15 protein-coding genes are annotated in these 16,321 nt (G+C 65.5%); 10 read left to right on the top strand and 5 right to left on the bottom strand.

Features of this window, described 5'->3' with window-relative positions; genetic code table 11:
• Positions 1–9: 9 nt before the first annotated feature.
• The 4 genes from ACSYG9_RS09355 (at position 10) to ACSYG9_RS09340 (ending at position 4,155) form a co-directional block, all read left to right on the top strand.
• Positions 10–774, top strand: a complete 765-nt coding sequence (locus ACSYG9_RS09355; RefSeq protein ID WP_169689387.1) for an SDR family NAD(P)-dependent oxidoreductase — start codon at positions 10–12, stop codon at positions 772–774.
• Positions 775–788: 14 nt separating this feature from the next.
• Positions 789–2,441, top strand: a complete 1,653-nt coding sequence (locus ACSYG9_RS09350; protein ID WP_454842207.1) for a class I adenylate-forming enzyme family protein — start codon at positions 789–791, stop codon at positions 2,439–2,441.
• 128 nt (positions 2,442–2,569) lie between these two features.
• Positions 2,570–3,187, top strand: a complete 618-nt coding sequence (locus ACSYG9_RS09345; RefSeq protein WP_454842206.1) for a TetR/AcrR family transcriptional regulator — start codon at positions 2,570–2,572, stop codon at positions 3,185–3,187.
• The gene (locus ACSYG9_RS09340; protein WP_454842205.1) at positions 3,184–4,155 is read left to right on the top strand and encodes a TIGR03617 family F420-dependent LLM class oxidoreductase; all 972 of its coding nucleotides are present in this window, start codon (positions 3,184–3,186) and stop codon (positions 4,153–4,155) included. Before ACSYG9_RS09345 ends, ACSYG9_RS09340 begins: the two co-directional genes overlap by 4 nt.
• A 32-nt stretch (positions 4,156–4,187) precedes the next feature.
• Here ACSYG9_RS09340 and tnpB read toward each other — a convergent pair whose 3' ends face one another.
• Together tnpB and ACSYG9_RS09330 are read right to left on the bottom strand one after the other, a co-directional pair.
• The gene (gene tnpB / locus ACSYG9_RS09335; protein ID WP_454842203.1) at positions 4,188–5,669 is read right to left on the bottom strand and encodes an IS607 family element RNA-guided endonuclease TnpB; all 1,482 of its coding nucleotides are present in this window, start codon (positions 5,667–5,669) and stop codon (positions 4,188–4,190) included.
• Positions 5,669–5,941 carry a hypothetical protein gene (locus ACSYG9_RS09330; protein ID WP_454842201.1) on the bottom strand — a complete coding sequence of 91 codons (273 nt, stop codon included), beginning with the start codon at positions 5,939–5,941 and terminating at the stop codon, positions 5,669–5,671. The genes tnpB and ACSYG9_RS09330 overlap by 1 nt, the downstream gene beginning before the upstream one ends.
• Before the next feature lie 179 nt (positions 5,942–6,120).
• Here ACSYG9_RS09330 and ACSYG9_RS09325 point away from each other — a divergent pair, with 179 nt between their 5' ends.
• Complete coding sequence (locus ACSYG9_RS09325) at positions 6,121–6,933, top strand: enoyl-CoA hydratase/isomerase family protein (RefSeq protein WP_454842924.1); 813 nt, start codon at positions 6,121–6,123, stop codon at positions 6,931–6,933.
• Positions 6,924–7,871, top strand: a complete 948-nt coding sequence (locus tag ACSYG9_RS09320) for an SDR family NAD(P)-dependent oxidoreductase (protein ID WP_454842199.1) — start codon at positions 6,924–6,926, stop codon at positions 7,869–7,871. The genes ACSYG9_RS09325 and ACSYG9_RS09320 overlap by 10 nt, the downstream gene beginning before the upstream one ends.
• A 13-nt stretch (positions 7,872–7,884) precedes the next feature.
• Here the strand turns inward: ACSYG9_RS09320 and ACSYG9_RS09315 are convergent, their stop codons facing one another.
• The gene (locus ACSYG9_RS09315) at positions 7,885–9,063 is read right to left on the bottom strand and encodes an acyl-CoA dehydrogenase family protein (RefSeq protein WP_169689394.1); all 1,179 of its coding nucleotides are present in this window, start codon (positions 9,061–9,063) and stop codon (positions 7,885–7,887) included.
• 167 nt (positions 9,064–9,230) lie between these two features.
• On the opposite strand from ACSYG9_RS09315, the gene fabG reads away from it, so the two are divergent.
• The 3 genes from fabG (at position 9,231) to ACSYG9_RS09300 (ending at position 13,027) form a co-directional block, all read left to right on the top strand.
• The gene (gene fabG / locus ACSYG9_RS09310) at positions 9,231–9,971 is read left to right on the top strand and encodes a 3-oxoacyl-ACP reductase FabG (RefSeq protein WP_454842196.1); all 741 of its coding nucleotides are present in this window, start codon (positions 9,231–9,233) and stop codon (positions 9,969–9,971) included.
• 32 nt (positions 9,972–10,003) lie between these two features.
• Complete coding sequence (locus ACSYG9_RS09305) at positions 10,004–11,215, top strand: acetyl-CoA C-acetyltransferase (RefSeq protein WP_454842194.1); 1,212 nt, start codon at positions 10,004–10,006, stop codon at positions 11,213–11,215.
• Between the two features lie 186 nt (positions 11,216–11,401).
• Positions 11,402–13,027 (top strand): acyl-CoA synthetase, encoded by a 1,626-nt coding sequence (locus ACSYG9_RS09300; protein WP_454842193.1) that lies wholly within the window; start codon positions 11,402–11,404, stop codon positions 13,025–13,027.
• On the opposite strand, the gene ACSYG9_RS09295 is transcribed toward ACSYG9_RS09300, so the two are convergent.
• Complete coding sequence (locus ACSYG9_RS09295) at positions 13,011–14,690, bottom strand: 2-isopropylmalate synthase (RefSeq protein ID WP_454842923.1); 1,680 nt, start codon at positions 14,688–14,690, stop codon at positions 13,011–13,013. The two genes, ACSYG9_RS09300 and ACSYG9_RS09295, sit on opposite strands and share 17 nt — an antisense overlap.
• Before the next feature lie 267 nt (positions 14,691–14,957).
• Between ACSYG9_RS09295 and ACSYG9_RS09290 the strand changes: the two genes are divergently transcribed.
• Positions 14,958–15,629, top strand: coding sequence for an FCD domain-containing protein (locus ACSYG9_RS09290; RefSeq protein ID WP_440126892.1), 672 nt, complete (start codon positions 14,958–14,960; stop codon positions 15,627–15,629).
• Positions 15,630–15,658: 29 nt separating this feature from the next.
• Here the strand turns inward: ACSYG9_RS09290 and ACSYG9_RS09285 are convergent, their stop codons facing one another.
• Complete coding sequence (locus ACSYG9_RS09285) at positions 15,659–16,294, bottom strand: TRIC cation channel family protein (protein ID WP_440126891.1); 636 nt, start codon at positions 16,292–16,294, stop codon at positions 15,659–15,661.
• Positions 16,295–16,321: the final 27 nt, after the last annotated feature.

The raw sequence follows: 16,321 nt of genomic DNA, 5'->3' as shown, positions 1-16,321 counted from the left end.
TCGAAAATAATGGAACTCAAGGGTCTTTCCGTCGCAATCACCGGTGGTGCCTCCGGGCTCGGACTTGCCACCGCCCAACGCGTGCTCGCCGCAGGCGGCAACGTCACCCTCATCGATCTGCCGTCGTCGAACGGCGCCGATGTCGCCAAGGATCTCGGTGACGGTGCGACGTTCGCGGGTGCCGATGTCACCGATGCGGAGCAGTTTGCTGCCGCACTCGATGTCGCGCACGAGCGCGGCGGACTGCGCGGCGTCGTGCACTGCGCCGGTGCCGGCCGCAAGATGCGGATCCTCGACAAGGAAGGCAAGGCCGGCTCGCTCGAGGACTTCGAGTTCGTCATCCGCCTCAACCTGATCGGATCGTTCAACGCGCTGCGCCTGGGCGCCGAGCGCATGGCGCAGCTCGAGCCGATCGACGGTGAGCGCGGAGTGGTCGTGATGACGGCGTCTGCAGCAGCGTACGAAGGCCAAATCGGCCAGATCAACTACTCGGCATCCAAGGCGGGCATCGTCGGCATGACGATCGTCGCTGCCCGCGATCTTGCGAGCAAGAACATCCGAGTCAACACGATCGCCCCGGGCATCATGGACACGCCGCTGCTCGCGCGTCTGCGCGACGACGTCCGTGCATCGCTCGAGGCCACTGTGCCGAACCCGTCGCGTATGGGCCGTCCGGAGGAGTTCGGTCGACTCGCCGCATCGATCCTCGAGAACGGCTACCTCAACGGTGAGACCATCCGCCTGGACGGTGCCATCCGTATGGCACCGCGCTGATCCGGGGATCGAAGATGACTTCCGTTCAATTCGGTTGGGCAGACACGTCGTTGTCCTACCCACAGGTTTCGATGGCGGTGTGGGCGCCGAGTCTCGCCGCCATGTACGGCGACCGCGCTGCGGTCGTCGATGGTGATCGGGTTCTGTCGTACCGCGAGCTCGACGAGAAGTCGGCGCAGTTTGCAGGTGCGTTGAGCGCCGCCGGTGTCGCCGAACACGACGTGGTGCTCATGCATCTCGGTAACTGCGCAGAGTTCCACATCGCGTATTACGGCGCGTTGCGTGTCGGTGCGGCCGTGACCCTTGTGAATCCGCTTCAGCCCGAGCCGGGTCTGCGGCGTCAGATCGAGGAGACCGGAGCCGTCGCAGCCGTGTCCCAACCGCAGCAGCTCCCCACGCTGCTCGGTGCTGCGGCAGGCACCACGATCCGTCTCGTCGCGGTCGTGTCCGACGAGCCTGTCGACACCGGTGCGGTCGAGACGGTCCGGTTCGACGAGTTGCTGGCCGGTCACTCCACCGAGTTCGCACCCGCGCAGGTCGGCGGTGACGATGTCGCACACATCGCGTACACCGGTGGCACCACCGGCATTTCGAAGGGCGTGCGGGTTCTTCACCGCAACGTCGTCGGCAACGTGACGCAGATGTGCGGGTGGCGTGCCGGGTACCAGACCGTGGTGAAGGATGGTCTGGTGTCGCTCGAGAAGATCGACGGCCTCGACATCGCGGGCGTCGTTCCGGGCGAGGGGTCGACGATCGTCGTGTCGCCTCTGTTCCACGCACATGCGCTGATCAATACGTCGTTCCTGCTGGCGTGCGGTCTCACACAGGTGCTTGCGGGCCGCTTCGACCCGGCCCGCATGCTCGAACTGATCGAGATCCATCGCGCCAGCTACATCACGGGCAGCCCCGCGATGTGGCACGCGCTTGCCACGCACCCGGATGTCGCGACCCGCGACCTGTCGACGGTGCGGGTGGTGTCGTCGGGCGCGGCTCCGATCGACCATGTCACTCTCGAGGCACTCGCTGACGCGTTCCCCAACGCGACCGTTGCCGAGGGTTACGGGCTGACCGAGGGCACATGCGTGGTCACCGCCATGCCACTGGTCCGGGGTCTCCGATATCGGATCGGAAGCGTCGGCCTTCCTGTCTTCGACACCGAGATCGAGATCCGGCCTCAAGGTGACACGACGGCGACGGTCGGTCCGAACGAGCGTGGCGAGCTGTGGGTTCGTGGCCCGCAGGTCACCGACGGGTATCTCGGTCACCCCGAGATCACGGCGGAGCAGTACGTGGACGGCTGGCTCGCGACCGGCGACATCGCCTACCGCGACGACGAAGGTTATCTGTTCATCGCGGACCGCGCGAAAGACATGCTGATCTACAAGGGCTACAACGTGTATCCGCGTGAGCTCGAGGAGATCCTCGTGACGCATCCGTCCGTGTCGACCGCTGCGGTGGTCGGTCGCGACGTGGGTGCGACAGGGCAGGAGCCCGTGGCATTCGTCGTGCCTGTCGCGGGTGCCGACGTCGATGAGGACGAACTCATGGCGTACGTGGCCGAACGTGTACTGCCGTACAAGAAGATCCGGGACATCGTGATCCTGGATGCGCTGCCGACCTCCGCGGCCGGAAAGATCCTCAAGACGGATCTGCGCGCACAACTGTAAGTGCTTCGCAAGTAGGGACGCCCTGCTCGGACGGATACGCCCATCGTTTCGGTGGGTGGGCCTGTTCGGGCAGGGCGTTTTCGTAGTGGTCGAGCCGTCGGAAACATAACGTGTTAACTTCTAACGTAATGACCGAGAAACCGCCCCGCCCAGGACGCCCGCGCGACCCTGCCAAAGATCTCGCGGTGCTCGTCGCTGCACGCCGGTTGCTCGGCGAGGTCGGTTACCGCCAGACCACGATCAGCGCCATCGCGCGGAGTGCCGGTGTCAACGCACCCGCGATCTACCGGCGCTGGCCCACCCGCGAATCACTCCTCGAGGAAGCGGTGCACGGTCCCGGCAGGCATGTCCTACCCGAACCGACCGCCGACCTGCACGCCGATCTCGTGACGTGGACAACGATCTTCCTCGCCAGGGCAGCGAGCCCCGCCGCGCGCGCCGGCGTACCGGGACTCCTCTCCGACGCCGCAACCGACGTCGACCGTGCACGACTGTTCGCGCTGCAGGATCCGATTCGCAAGGCCTTCGCCGAACGACTGGATGCAGCTGCCGACGCCGGTGAGATCCCAGGACCGGCGCCGACGGAGTTGCTCTTCGAGATCCTCTCCGGCGCCACCACCGTTCGCGGACTGATCCACGGCGACGCCGACGCCGACGCGTTCGTCGCTGACCTGGCTGCCTCTCTGTATGTACTGGCTCGGCACGGAAGTGAGATCTCCGACGTGAAGAACGGTGGGCAGCAATGAAGATCGACGTCCAGCTCGACGGCCGGCCCGAGAACGCCGCTCGACGTGCGCGTGAACTCGACGCGCTCGGTGTCGGTGGTCTGTTCACCTTCGAAGGCCCGCACGATGTGTTCCTCCCCCTGGCTGCTGCGGCGCCGGTCGTCGATTCCGACCTGATGACCAACGTTGCGATCGCGATGCCACGAAGCCCGATGCACCTGGCGCACACCGCCTACGACCTGCAGGTGCTCAGCCGAGGACGATTCCGGCTCGGACTCGGTTCGCAGATCCGCACCCACATCGAGAAGCGCTACGGCGCGCAGTGGTCGCGTCCGGCCGCGCGCATGCGTGAAACCGTCCTCGCAGTCAAGTCGATCTTCGATGCGTGGGAAGGTAATTCGAAGCTCCGGTTCGAAGGCGAGTTCTCTACCCACACCTTGATGCCGCCCACGTTCGACCCCGGCCCCACCCCGTACGGTCCGCCACCGGTTTATCTGGGCGCACTCGGGCCGATCATGACGCGAACCGCAGCGGAGGTGGCGGACGGACTTCTCGTGATGCCGTTCAACAGCGCCCGGCACTTCCGGGAACGCACTCTTCCGGCCGTCGAAGAAGGGCTCGACCGTGCCGGACGCGACCGCGCCGACCTGGCGATCCACCCTCAGATCGTCGTCGGCATGGGCCGTACGCGGGAAGAACTCGATGCGGCCTCGCGCGGAGTGCGCACTCTTCTGGCCTTCTACGGGTCCACCCCCGCCTACCGGCCGGTATTGGAGGTCGAAGGATGGGCGGATCTTCAGCCCGCGCTCAACGTGCTCTCCAAACAAGGACAGTTTGCGGCGATGACCGACCTGATCGATGACACCGCACTCGCCACGCTCGCGGTACACGGCACCCCCGAGGAGTGTGCAGCGGAGATCGTTGCCCGGTTCGGCGACCATGCCGAGCGCGTGTGCTGCTACTTTCCCGGCTACCGTTGCCTCTGGTGAGCACACGTGAACCCACTCTGTGTGCTTGCCCATCAGGCAGCCTCACCTTCCGATGAGACAGTCCCGGACTCACCCAGCAACTGCTGGTGCCGGGTTGACGCTTCCTCGCCTGCAGCGTTGACCACTTCCGTGGTCGCGGACTCCCGCGTGGCTCCACGTCCGTCTCCACCCGAATCGGTGGCGGCCGGGCTACTCCCGGTACCGGTCCCCGTTGCACCCGTGCGCTGGGTCTCGCCGAGGCGGGCGAGGTTGATCGCGGCATTACGATCACGATCGATCGTCAGGCCGCAGTGGTCACACACATACATCCGGTCCGCGAGGGTCAGGTTTGGTTTTCGCCTGCCACACCCCGAACACAATTTACTGGACGGAAAGTACCGGCCGGCCTCCACCAACACCGAGCCGTACCAGCGGGTCTTGTAGGACAACATTCGGCGGATCTGCGCCAACGCCGCGTCGGACAGCGCCAGGTTCAGGCCCTTCTTCCGCGCCCCACCCGCCGACCGCATCCCACTCGCGTTCAATGTTTCCACCGCGATCACCTGATGCCGCTGCGCCAACTCGGTGGTGGCGTTGTGCAACACGTCGCGGCGCACCGCCGCGGCGTGGGCGTGGGTACGCCCGATCCGGCGTTGCTGCCGCACCCAGCGTTTCGACGGTTTCTGCTTCGTCTTGGTCGACGGGTCGTACGGACCACGCTGCCGTGCGGCTCTGCGCTGCAAGGCCCGCAGCCGGTCTTGGGCTGCGGTCAGGGACTTCGGTGCCGGAACCCGGTCGAGTTCGCGTCCGTCCGGCGTCGCGACAACGATCAGGGAGTCGGCTTTGACGCCGACGTCGACACCGACCACCGGCTCACCGGCTCCCACATGGCCGGGTACCGCGACCGCGCGCTGCACCAACACCTGAAAGGCGACGTGCCACCGACCGGCCGAATCCTCACTCAGGGTGGCGGACAGTATCCGGGCGGTGCCCGCCTCGAGGCGGCGGGCCAGTTTCCGGGTCGATTCGAAGGTGTGGATCCGCCCCAACCTCGGGAGGGTGACGTGATGGCGGTCGGTCTCGACACGGATGGTGCCGGTGGTGAACCGCACCGACCGGCGGGACTTCGCGGTCTTGAATTTCGGGAACCCGATGGTTTTCCCGGCCCGCGTACCTTTGCGGGATGTCGACCACGCGTCCAATCCCCGAGCGAGCGCGTCCAGCCCGGAGTTGTAGGCCTCTTTGGAGTTCTCGGCCCACCACGGCGCGACTTCGTGTTTGCGGGCGTTCCACTGTTTGCGCAGACCCGCGAGTGACCATCCCCATGCGGGTGTCAACTCGTCCTCGTCGAGGCCGTAGGTGCGTTCGGCTTGCCGCTGGTTCATGACCGCTTTCACGGCGGCGAGCATCGTGTTGTGCGCTTTACGGGCCCCGCCGGCGTGCGAGCGGAATGCTCGTATCTGGGTGGGTGTGGGGTCGAGCGCGAACGTGTAGGCCTGCGCGGTCCAGCCGTCGGGGATCTCGAAGCGCGCCATCACGCGACCTGCGGTTCGGGTACGTCCTGTGTGGTGGCAGTGACCGGCCGCATCGCACGAGTGCGCGCACGGTTGTGGCGGTAGAGGCGGACGGATCTCGAGGTCGGATCCTCGGTGAGGTCCCGCACCGGATCGTCCTCGGTCTCACCGTGGTCGCTCGCCACGATCCGGCGGTCCTGCGCCGGCAGGGCCGCCGTCGGGTGCAGGGCTCCGAGCCGGACCGGACGGTTGCGGTAGGTCACGAGGATCATGCTCGCAGAGGGGTCCGACATGTGACTTGTGGGTGCGCCCATTCGGTCGGCTTCACACGCATTGTGAACACATTCGATCATGTTTGTTCACATTTGCTCACAGAATGTCGAGCAGTTCGTAACCCTGTGCGCGACGAGCACATCGCCGATCTGGTCACTGCGCTGAAAGCGTTCGATGTCACTGCGCTGAAAGCGTTCGGATCGTGACCGGGGTGTTGTCCGAGGTCCGCGACGGTATCGCGATCATCACCCTCGACCGTCCGCGCCACCGCAACGCCTTCACCGGCGATATGGGCCGGCGGCTCGGTGCGCTCTACCGGGAGTTCGACGCAGACGACGACGTGCGGGTCATCGTCCTCACGGGCACCCCGCCCGCCTTCTGCGCGGGAGCCGACCTGACGGCAGGCGCCGATACGTTCGCCGAGGCCGGGGCGGGTTTCACGGCGTCGCCGGTCGATCCGCCCGCGTTCCGGCTGCGCACCCCCGTCATCGCGGCGATGAACGGTCATGCGATCGGTATCGGGCTGACCATCGCTATGCAGGCCGATATCCGCATCGCCGCCGACGACGCCAAGTACGCGATCCCGCAGGTGCGCCGTGGTGTGATTCCGGATGCCATGTCGCACTGGACTGTTCAGAAGATTGCCGGCCTGGCCGCTGCCGCCGACATCCTGCTCACCGGCCGGACCTTCGACGGGCAGGAGGCAGCGCGGCTGGGTATCGCGAGCCGGTCGTTGCCCGCCGGTGAGGTGCTGCCCGCGGCACTGGAGATCGCCCGCGACATCGCCGTGAACGTCGCACCTATGTCTGCTGCGCTGTCCAAACGTCTGTTGTGGGACACCGCGATGAACGGATTCACACCGGAAGAGGTCGCGGATCACGAAACCGAATTGCACCACCGGGTGATGGGCGGCGAGGACGCCGCCGAAGGCGTCCGTGCGTTCCTCGAGCGGCGACCACCGCTGTGGACTGCGAGTGTGTCGAAGGACTGGAAGGAACTACCGTGGGATTGAACCCAATGGAATCGAATCTGTACGGCTCCGGCACCACCACCGACGACGTTCTGCCGGGCGTCGACCTCACCGGTCGTACGGCTGTGGTCACCGGCGTGACGAGCGGGCTCGGCGGGGAGACGGCGCGAGCGCTGGCGTCCGTGGGGGCCACAGTTGTGCTCACCGCCCGCGACGAGGACGGTCTCGGTGCGGTCGCCGAGAAGATCCGCGTCGCAATCCCGGATGCGCAGGTGCATTCGGTGCGCCTGGATCTGGCCGACCTGTCGAGTGTGCGGTCTGCAGCCGCTGATATTCGTGCCGGTCACGACGCGATCGATCTGCTCATCAACAACGCCGGTGTGATGTACACGCCGTTCCAGCGCACACGCGACGGATTCGAATTGCAGTTCGGCACCAATCATCTCGGACATTTTCTGCTCACGACGTTGCTGGTTCCGAGTCTCGAGGCGGGCGCCGCCCGATCGGGTGTCTCGTCGCGCGTGGTGACGGTGTCGTCCGATGCACATCAAGCATCCGGCGTGGATTTCGACGACCCGCATTTCGAACGCACCGACTACGACAAGTTCGTCGCCTACGCCCGGTCGAAGTCGGCGAATGTGCTCATGACCGTCGAACTCGAACGGCGTTTCGGTGGACGCGGTGTGCACGCGTTCGCCGTGCACCCCGGCGTGTGTGCGACGTCCTTGGCACGACACATGTCCCGTGACGACATGGCCGAGATGAAGCGGATGAGCGCAGGCAAGCCGGAACTGTTGACGAACCTGAAGTCGATCCCTGCCGGCGCCGCGACCTCGGTCTGGGCCGCAACATCCCCGGACCTGGAGGCTGCGGGCGGGAGTTACCTCGCGGACTGCGGGATCGGGCGGGCCGAAGACCACGCCACCGATCCCGCAGCCGCAGCGGCACTGTGGGAGTTGTCGGTGCGCTGCACCGCCTGATTCCCGTAACCGGTCAGGAGCGCTGGGCCTGCTTGACGAGTCCGCCGCCGATGATCAGACGCTGGATCTCGCTGGTGCCCTCGTACAGGCGCAGCAGACGCACGTCACGGTAGATGCGCTCGACCGGCACCTCGCGCATGTAGCCGGTGCCGCCGTGGATCTGCACGGCGAGATCGGCGACTTTGCCGACCATCTCGGTGCAGTACAGCTTCGCCACCGACGGAGCGATGCGGCGGTCGGTCTCCTCGACCCATGCCCGTGCTGCGTCGCGCACGAGGGCGCGACCGGCCATCACGCCGGTCTGCTGATCGGCGATCATCGCCTGCACAAGCTGGAAATTGCCGATCGGGTTGCCGCCCTGAGTTGCGGTGGCCGCGTACTCGACGGACTCGTCGAGCGCGCGCTGTGCCTGTCCGACCGACAGCGCAGCGATGTGGACGCGACCGCGCGCGAGGGAAACCATCGCGGCCTTGTATCCGACGTCCTCGCTGCCGCCGACGAGAGCCGAATTCGGCACCCGCACCTCGTTGAAGTGCACGTCTGCGGTCCAGGCGCCTTCCTGTCCCATCTTGGCGTCCTTGCCGGAGACCTGCACACCTTCGGTGTCGGCGGGAACGAGGAACACCGCGATACCGGTGCCGTCGCTGTCGGCCGGGCGGGTGCGGGCGAACACGACGAACAGGTTCGCGAGCGGCGCGTTGGTGATGAAACGTTTCTCGCCGGTGATCACCCAGTCGTCGCCGTCACGGACGGCCTTGGTGCGCAGACCCGACGGGTTGGAGCCGGCGCCGGGCTCGGTGAGCGCGAACGACGCGACGACGTCGCCGGAGGCGATGCCCTCGAGCCACTGCTGCTTCTGCTCGTCGGTACCGAAATTGACGAGAACCTGACCGGCGATGCCGTTGTTGGTGCCGAACATCGAGCGAAGCGACAGGGTGGTGTAGCCGAGTTCCATGGCGAGTTCGGCGTCCTGCTGGAGGTTCAGGCCGAGACCGCCCCACGCCTGCGGGATGGCGTACCCGAACAGGCCCATGTCCTTGGCGGCCTGTCGAATGTCGTCTGGAATTGCGTTGGTGTCGGCGATCTCCTGCTCGCGGGGGACCACGACATTGCGCACGAACGCGCGGGTCTGGGCGAGGATCTCGCGGAAGTCGTCTTCGTCGACCTCGGGGGTCGGAGTCGCAAGTGTCATGCCTACCACTTTCGAGGCAGTCCCAGGCGGTGTCCAATACGAATGGCGCCATTCCCATATAGGCAGTCTCGATGGATTCCGGGGGGTGATTCGGGTCGTTGCGTGGATATATTCGAAGACATCGACCCGTTTCGGGGACAACTCAGGTCCCCTCGAAAGGATTTCAGATGTCGCTGTTGGAGAACCGTACCGCCGTGATCACAGGTGGCGCCCAGGGTATCGGATTCGCGATCGCCCAGAACTTCGTCGCAGCCGGTGCCCGCGTCGTCATCGGCGATCTCGATCTCGACGCCGCCACCGCAGCAGCGGAGAAGCTCGGCGGCCGGGACGTGGCGCGTGCGGTGAAAGCGAACGTCGTCGAATCCGCCGATTGGGACACCCTCCTCGCAGAGGCCGTCGACGGGTTCGGCTCTCTCGATGTCGTGGTCAACAACGCAGGTATCACCCGCGACGCGACGATGCGCACGATGACCGAGGAGGATTTCGACCTCGTCATTTCCGTGCATCTCAAGGGCACCTGGCACGGCACCCGCAAGGCTGCCGCGATCATGCGCGAGGCCAAGCGCGGCGCAATCGTCAACATCTCATCGCTGTCCGGCAAGGTCGGCATGGTCGGCCAGACCAACTACTCCGCGGCGAAGGCGGGCATCGTGGGTCTGACCAAGGCCGCAGCGAAGGAGATGGCGCACCACGGTGTCCGCGTCAACGCGATCCAGCCCGGCCTGATCCGTTCGGCGATGACCGAGGCCATGCCGCAGAAGGCATGGGACGGCAAGATGGCCGAGATCCCGATGGGCCGTCCGGGTGAGGTCGATGAAATTGCCTCTGTTGCACTGTTCCTCGCTTCCGACATGTCGTCCTACATGACCGGCACCGTCCTCGAGGTCACCGGCGGCCGCTTCATGTGACGGTCCCGTCACCCACGTCTCGAAAGGTCATCATGCGCGAAGTTGTCATCTGCGAGCCCGTCCGTACCCCGATCGGCCGCTACGGCGGAATGTTCAAGTCCCTCACCGCAGTCGATCTCGGTGTCACGGCACTGAAGGGTCTGCTCGAGCGGACGGGTGTGTCTCCCGACGAGGTCGACGACGTCATTCTCGGCCACTGCAACGGCAACAGTGAGGCCCCGGCCATCGGTCGTGTCGTCGCTCTCGACGCAGGGCTTCCGGTCACCGTGCCCGGCATGCACATCGACCGCCGGTGTGGCTCCGGTCTGCAGGCCGTCATCCAGGCCGCGCTGCAGGTCGGAAACGGCGACAACGAACTCGTCGTCGCCGGTGGCGCCGAGTCGATGAGCAACGCAGCGTTCTACTCGACCGACATCCGCTGGGGCGGTGCCCGCACCGGTGTGCAGATGCACGACGGCCTGGTCCGTGCCCGCTCGACTGCCGGAGGCAAGCACTACCCGGTCCCCGGCGGCATGATCGAGACTGCCGAGAACCTGCGCGCCGAGTACGGCATCAGCCGTCAGGAGCAGGACGAACTCGCCGCCGAATCGCACCGTCGCGCGGTGGCCGCTCAGCAGGCAGGCATCCTCGCCGAAGAGATCATTCCCGTCACCGTGAGCAGTCGTAAGGGTGACGAGGTCATCGACACCGATGAGCATCCTCGTGCTGACACCACCGTCGACACGCTGGCGAAGCTGCGCCCGATCATGGGCAAGCAGGATCCCGAGGCGACCGTCACGGCGGGGAATGCGAGCGGTCAGAACGATGCCGCATCGATGGCTATCGTCACCACGCCGGAGAAGGCAGCCGAGCTGGGTCTGACGCCGCTCGTGCGAATCGTGTCGTGGGGTGTGGCCGGTGTAGCGCCCAAGATCATGGGTATCGGCCCGGTGCCCGCCACCGAGATCGCCCTCGCCAAGGCCGGCATCACGCTGGCCGACGTCGACGTCATCGAACTCAACGAAGCCTTCGCGGCACAGGCGTTGGCCGTGACCCGCGAGTGGAAGTTCGGTGCCGCCGACTTCGAGCGCACCAACATCCATGGTTCCGGCATCTCGCTCGGTCACCCCGTCGGCGCGACCGGTGGTCGCATGCTCGCGACGCTCGCCCGTGAACTGCACCGCCGTGAGGGTCGCTACGCCCTCGAGACCATGTGCATCGGTGGTGGACAGGGCCTCGCCGCGATCTTCGAACGCGTGTCCTGACACGACCCACTCTCTCTACCGACGACGGTCGGCCGGCATCTGCCGGCCGACCGTTGTCCGTTCTGCTGGTCGGAAGCATCCGTTGAAGGCAGAACTGATATGTGTTCTACTTCTGGCCACAGTGATGCGGGACACATCGGAAGCGGATGTGATCGCGTCGTCGCAGGACCGATCGGAAGGGCAAACATGTCTCTGAATCTGGCCGACCTCACCGAAGCGGTGGTCGACGCGATTCCCGATCGCGCAGCTCTCGTCTCCGGCGACCGATCGCACACCTACGCGCAGTACGACGCCGCTGCCAATCGAATCGGGCATCACCTCGCCGCTGCGGGTGTCGAGCCCGGCGATCACGTCGGCCTGCACATGCGCAACAGTCTCGAGTTCCTCGATACGATGCTGGGCGCGATGAAGATCAGGGCCGTCCCGATCAACATCAACTTCCGTTACGTGGGTGCAGAACTCGAGTACCTCTACAACAATGCGGAACTCGTTGCGCTCGTGGTGGATGCCGACCTCACTGCAGTCGTCGCCGAGGTCCTGCCCAACGCTGCACACCTGCGTCATATCGTCGTGGTCGGGGATGGGCCCACGCCGGAGCTCGATGCTGTGGCCTCGGCTTCCGACGTCACTGTGGTGCGCTATATGGAGGCCGTGGCGAATGCGTCCGCCAAACGCGATTTTCCGCCCCGGAGCGACGACGATCTCTACATCCTCTACACCGGCGGCACCACGGGCATGCCCAAGGGTGTGATGTGGCGGCACGAGGACTTCTACTTCGCAGCTCTCGGAGGAGGCAACGCATACGGCGATCCGCACAGCACTCCCGAGTCGCTCGCCGCTGCGGCTGCCGCAGGCGAGCACCCGTTGACGTACGTCGTGACCGCTCCGCTGATGCACGGGGCGGCCATGTACGCGGTGCTCATGGGACTGTTCATGGGCTTTCCCCAGGTCCTCATGCGCAACTTCGAACCGGCGGACGCGCTACGTCTGATCGACGAACACAAGGCCGCCGTGCTCATGGTGGTCGGAGATGCGATCAGCAGGCCCATCGCCGACGTGCTCGCAGAGCGACGCGACGATTTCGATCTGAGCTCGTTGATCGTCATCGGCTCGGGTGGCGCCCTGTGGTCGGTCAGTGTGCGCGATCGGCTGAAGGAGCTACTCCCCGACATCATGCTGCTCAACTCCTTCGGCTCATCGGAGTCGGGAGCGAACGGGCCCCTCAGCCCCGGAGAAGACGGCAAACCGCGACTGGCTGCCTCCCCCAAGATGCGCGTCGTCGATACCGACTACTCGCTCGTGGAACCCGGCTCCGGCACCATCGGCTATCTGGCACGTGTCGGGCACGTGCCTGTCGGCTACTTCAACGACCCTGAGAAGACCGCAGCCACTTTCCCAGTGGTGGACGGCACCCGCCTTTCGATCCTCGGCGATCTCGCAACGGTCGAGGCGGACGGCACGATCGTCGTACTGGGACGCGGCTCGGCCTGCATCAACAGCGGCGGTGAGAAGATCTATGCCGAAGAGGTGGAAGAAGCGGTCAAGGGTCATCCCGCGGTGCACGACGCCCTCGTGACCGGAGTGCCGGATCCTCTTCTGGGTGAGAAGGTCTCGGCAGTGGTGCAACTGCGCGACGGCGCGCAGGAGCCGACTCGGGAGGAACTCGCCGATCACTGCCGCAGCGTCATCGCTGGCTACAAGGTCCCCCGGCACGTTGTCGTCGTACCCGAGATCCTGCGTTCCCCCGCGGGCAAGGCCGACTATCGTTGGGCGAAATCGACAGCGACGAAGTCGGTTACCGCCGACGCCTGATCTGGTTGGCAGCACCGATGAGCGACTCGAGGGTCGCGGTCAGCACGGAACGGTTCCTCCCTGCGGCCCACCGTGTGACCGTGCCACTGCGGTACTCGATCAGAGTGAGCGCGTCACTGTCGTTGCCGGAACCGATGCTGGTCTGATGGAGGCCGAGAACTTCGAGGGAGATCCCGGTTCGCGCGAGTGCATCGGTGAGCGCCTCCACCGGACCCACGTTGTGATGCACGCTGGTGAGCTCGGAGTCGCCGACACGCAGTGTGACCGTCGTACTCTCATCGGTAGTGCCGAAGCATGCCAGTTCGACGGCGGAGTCACCGGCCGGCGCGGCAAGGTATTCGGCCTCGAAGATGCCCCACAGTTGTGATGCAGTGACCTCGCTGCCGGTGGCGTCCGTGTGCATCTGTACGTGGTGTGCGAAGTCGATCTGCAAACGGCGGGGCAGTCCGATTCCGTACTCGGTTTCCAGCAGGTAGGCGATGCCACCTTTGCCGGACTGCGAGTTCACCCGGATGACGGCATCGTAGCTGCGTCCGAGATCAGCGGGGTCGATCGGCAAATACGGTACGCGCCAATCGACTTCGTCGGTGCGGCGGCCCTCGGCTGCCGCGCGGGCGCGGTGTTCGGCGAAACCCTTCTTGATCGCATCCTGGTGGGTTCCACTGAACGCCGTATGCACGAGGTCGCCGACATACGGATGCCGGGGATGGATCTCGATGCGGTTCGCGTGCTCGACGGTGCGCCGGATGGCGTCGATGTCGGAGAAGTCGATCATCGGATCGATACCCTGCGCATGCAGATTGAGGGCAAGAGTGGCGATATCGACATTGCCCGTGCGCTCCCCGTTGCCGAAAAGGCAGCCTTCGACGCGCTGTGCTCCGGCCAGGACAGCGAGTTCGGCACACGCGACCCCGGTGCCGCGGTCGTTGTGTGGGTGTACGGACAGGATCACTGCATCACGGCGAGTGAGGTTCTTGTGCATGTATTCGATCTGATCGGCATAGACGTTCGGCGTTGCGATCTCCACGGTCGCGGGAAGGTTGACGATGACGGGACGCTGCGCCGAGGCATCCCACAGCGTCGTCATGACGTCGCAGACCTCGAGGGCGTAGTCGGGTTCGGTGAGGTTGAAGACCTCGGGCGAGAACTCGAAGCGCACATTCTCCAGGTCGCCGGCGAACTCCAGTACGTCGCGTCCGCCGGAGACGATCAACTCGGTGAGTGCAGCGCGGCCGTGCCCGAGCACGACATCGCGCCATGTCGGTGCGGTCGCCGTGTACATGTGGACGACAACGTCATTGCGGACACCGCGGATCGAATCCACGGTGCGCTCGATGAGGTCGCGGCGGGCAGGGGTGAATACGACGATGGTGACATCGCTGGGTGCGATGTCGGTGTCGGCGATGAGACGGATGAAGTCGTAGTCGGTTTGTGATGCGGACGGGTAGCCGACCTCGATCTCCTTGTATCCCATCGCAACCATCAGTTCGAACAATCGGCGTTTGCGTGCCGGATCCATGGGCTCGGCCAACGCCTGGTTGCCGTCGCGCAGGTCGACGGGGACCCACAGAGGGGCCGTGGTCAAGCGTGCGTGCGGCCAGTCGCGTTCTGTGAGTGGAACTTCCACGCGCGAATATACATCGCGATAGCGGTGTGAGGGCATCTGTGAGTGAGCTTGCCGATTCCAGGACGGGGCAGTGGAAGGCACTCGCCCGGCGGGTGTGTCGATGCGGGGGAAGGTGGTCATGGTGGTGGTTCCTTCTGTGGGTCGTGACGTGTCGACCGGCACGTTCGAGCTCCACGACGGGAGCCGGTCAGGCTATACCCCGCCGTGGCGGCGAAGAAGGAGGAATCCGCGGATGAACACCGGGCCACAGTAACACAACTCCTCAGACAAGCTGAGAAGTGCTGAGGGTGGGAGAATGCCGACATGTCACTCGTGCGTCGTGAATCCCTCGCCGAACAGGCTGCCGAGCTTCTCCTGTCGAGAATCAGGGGCGGCGAGTGGAAAGTCGGAGACAAGCTTCCCGGGGAGACCACACTCGCCCCTGCGCTCGGAGTCGGACGCTCGACCGTGCGCGAGGCCATCCGGCAACTCGCCGGTCAAGGGGTGCTCGCGTCGCGCCAAGGGGCAGGGGTGTTCGTCACCGCCCTCGATATCCCAGAGAACTGGGATGCCGTCCTGCGCCGCGCCGACATCGTTGCCGTCATCGAAGCACGCATCGCGATCGAGGTCGAGGCATCCGCACTGGCCGCTGAACGTCGCACACCGGAGGAACTCGAGGACCTGCGCCGCGCGCTGACCGACCGCGCGCACCACCGCGTCGACGTCGAGAAACACGTCGACACCGACATGGCGTTCCACCGCGGCATCCTCCGTGCGGCGCACAGTCCGATCCTTCTCGAGTTGTTCACTCATTTCGCGCCGCGCAACCGGCGGGCGATGGTCGACATGCTCCGCGACCGAGGCGATCACGGCGATGACGCCGACCAGGCCACGCACGAACGCATCTACGACGCGATCGACTCACGTGATGCCGGGCTCGCAGCCACCCTCACCCGTACCCACCTGAATACGCTCAAGGAGCTGCTCATCCGATGACGCGGCGATGAACGACGGTCGACATCGATCTACGGATCGAGATGTTGTCCGGGCGGTCTCGGAGCATGCAGGGAGAATTGCACGCCGAGCATCCGAATTGCGAAACACAATGCGGCAGAACTGAGAAGAGCTACCGTTCCACCGAAACCGAGACTGTAGGCGGTGGCGAATCCGGCCGCACCGACCAGCGCGGGAATGGCGTAGAGCTCGCTGGTCAGCACCGTCGGAATCCGCATGACCATGACATCGCGGATCGTGCCGCCGCCGACCGCGGTGATCGTGCCGACGATGACGGCCTGCACGACGCCGAAATCCAGAGCCAGGGCTTTCGCGGCGCCGAGGACCGCGAACACGCTCAAGCCGATCGCGTCGAGGACCGTGATGGGAAACGAGAGGCGGTCGAGCACGCGACTCAGACCGAACGCGATCAACCCGCCCGCCGCGGCGATCGCGAGATAACGCCAGTCGAGGAAGGTGGCCGGGGGCAGTGCATCGAGGAGGACATCCCGGATCGTGCCGCCGCCCAGCGCGGTGAACATGCCCAGGGTCACCACGCCGACGATGTCGACCCGTGCGACGCGGACCGCGGTCAGTGCACCGTTGAGGGCGAAGACGAAGGTGCCGGTCAGATCCAGAACGAGCAACAGCGTCGAGTCGGTGGGCATGGTCGTCTGTCTACCGGACGCTGCAGA

Source organism: Rhodococcus sp. SJ-2 (assembly GCF_053750035.1).
The sequence above is the reverse complement of the archived record's forward strand: the minus strand, read 5'-3'. Positions and strand labels throughout refer to the sequence as shown.

What these genes read in the sequence shown, in the direction of transcription:
- tnpB (WP_454842203.1), bottom strand. Translation starts at nt 5,669, where the DNA reads ATGGCGCGCTTCGAGATCCCCGACGGCTGGACCGCGCAGGCCTACACG.
- ACSYG9_RS09345 (WP_454842206.1), top strand. Translation starts at nt 2,570, where the DNA reads ATGACCGAGAAACCGCCCCGCCCAGGACGCCCGCGCGACCCTGCCAAA.
- ACSYG9_RS09290 (WP_440126892.1), top strand. Translation starts at nt 14,958, where the DNA reads ATGTCACTCGTGCGTCGTGAATCCCTCGCCGAACAGGCTGCCGAGCTT.
- ACSYG9_RS09285 (WP_440126891.1), bottom strand. Translation starts at nt 16,294, where the DNA reads ATGCCCACCGACTCGACGCTGTTGCTCGTTCTGGATCTGACCGGCACC.
- ACSYG9_RS09350 (WP_454842207.1), top strand. Translation starts at nt 789, where the DNA reads ATGACTTCCGTTCAATTCGGTTGGGCAGACACGTCGTTGTCCTACCCA.
- fabG (WP_454842196.1), top strand. Translation starts at nt 9,231, where the DNA reads ATGTCGCTGTTGGAGAACCGTACCGCCGTGATCACAGGTGGCGCCCAG.
- ACSYG9_RS09340 (WP_454842205.1), top strand. Translation starts at nt 3,184, where the DNA reads ATGAAGATCGACGTCCAGCTCGACGGCCGGCCCGAGAACGCCGCTCGA.
- ACSYG9_RS09300 (WP_454842193.1), top strand. Translation starts at nt 11,402, where the DNA reads ATGTCTCTGAATCTGGCCGACCTCACCGAAGCGGTGGTCGACGCGATT.
- ACSYG9_RS09315 (WP_169689394.1), bottom strand. Translation starts at nt 9,063, where the DNA reads ATGACACTTGCGACTCCGACCCCCGAGGTCGACGAAGACGACTTCCGC.
- ACSYG9_RS09295 (WP_454842923.1), bottom strand. Translation starts at nt 14,690, where the DNA reads ATGCCCTCACACCGCTATCGCGATGTATATTCGCGCGTGGAAGTTCCA.
- ACSYG9_RS09355 (WP_169689387.1), top strand. Translation starts at nt 10, where the DNA reads ATGGAACTCAAGGGTCTTTCCGTCGCAATCACCGGTGGTGCCTCCGGG.
- ACSYG9_RS09305 (WP_454842194.1), top strand. Translation starts at nt 10,004, where the DNA reads ATGCGCGAAGTTGTCATCTGCGAGCCCGTCCGTACCCCGATCGGCCGC.
- ACSYG9_RS09330 (WP_454842201.1), bottom strand. Translation starts at nt 5,941, where the DNA reads ATGTCGGACCCCTCTGCGAGCATGATCCTCGTGACCTACCGCAACCGT.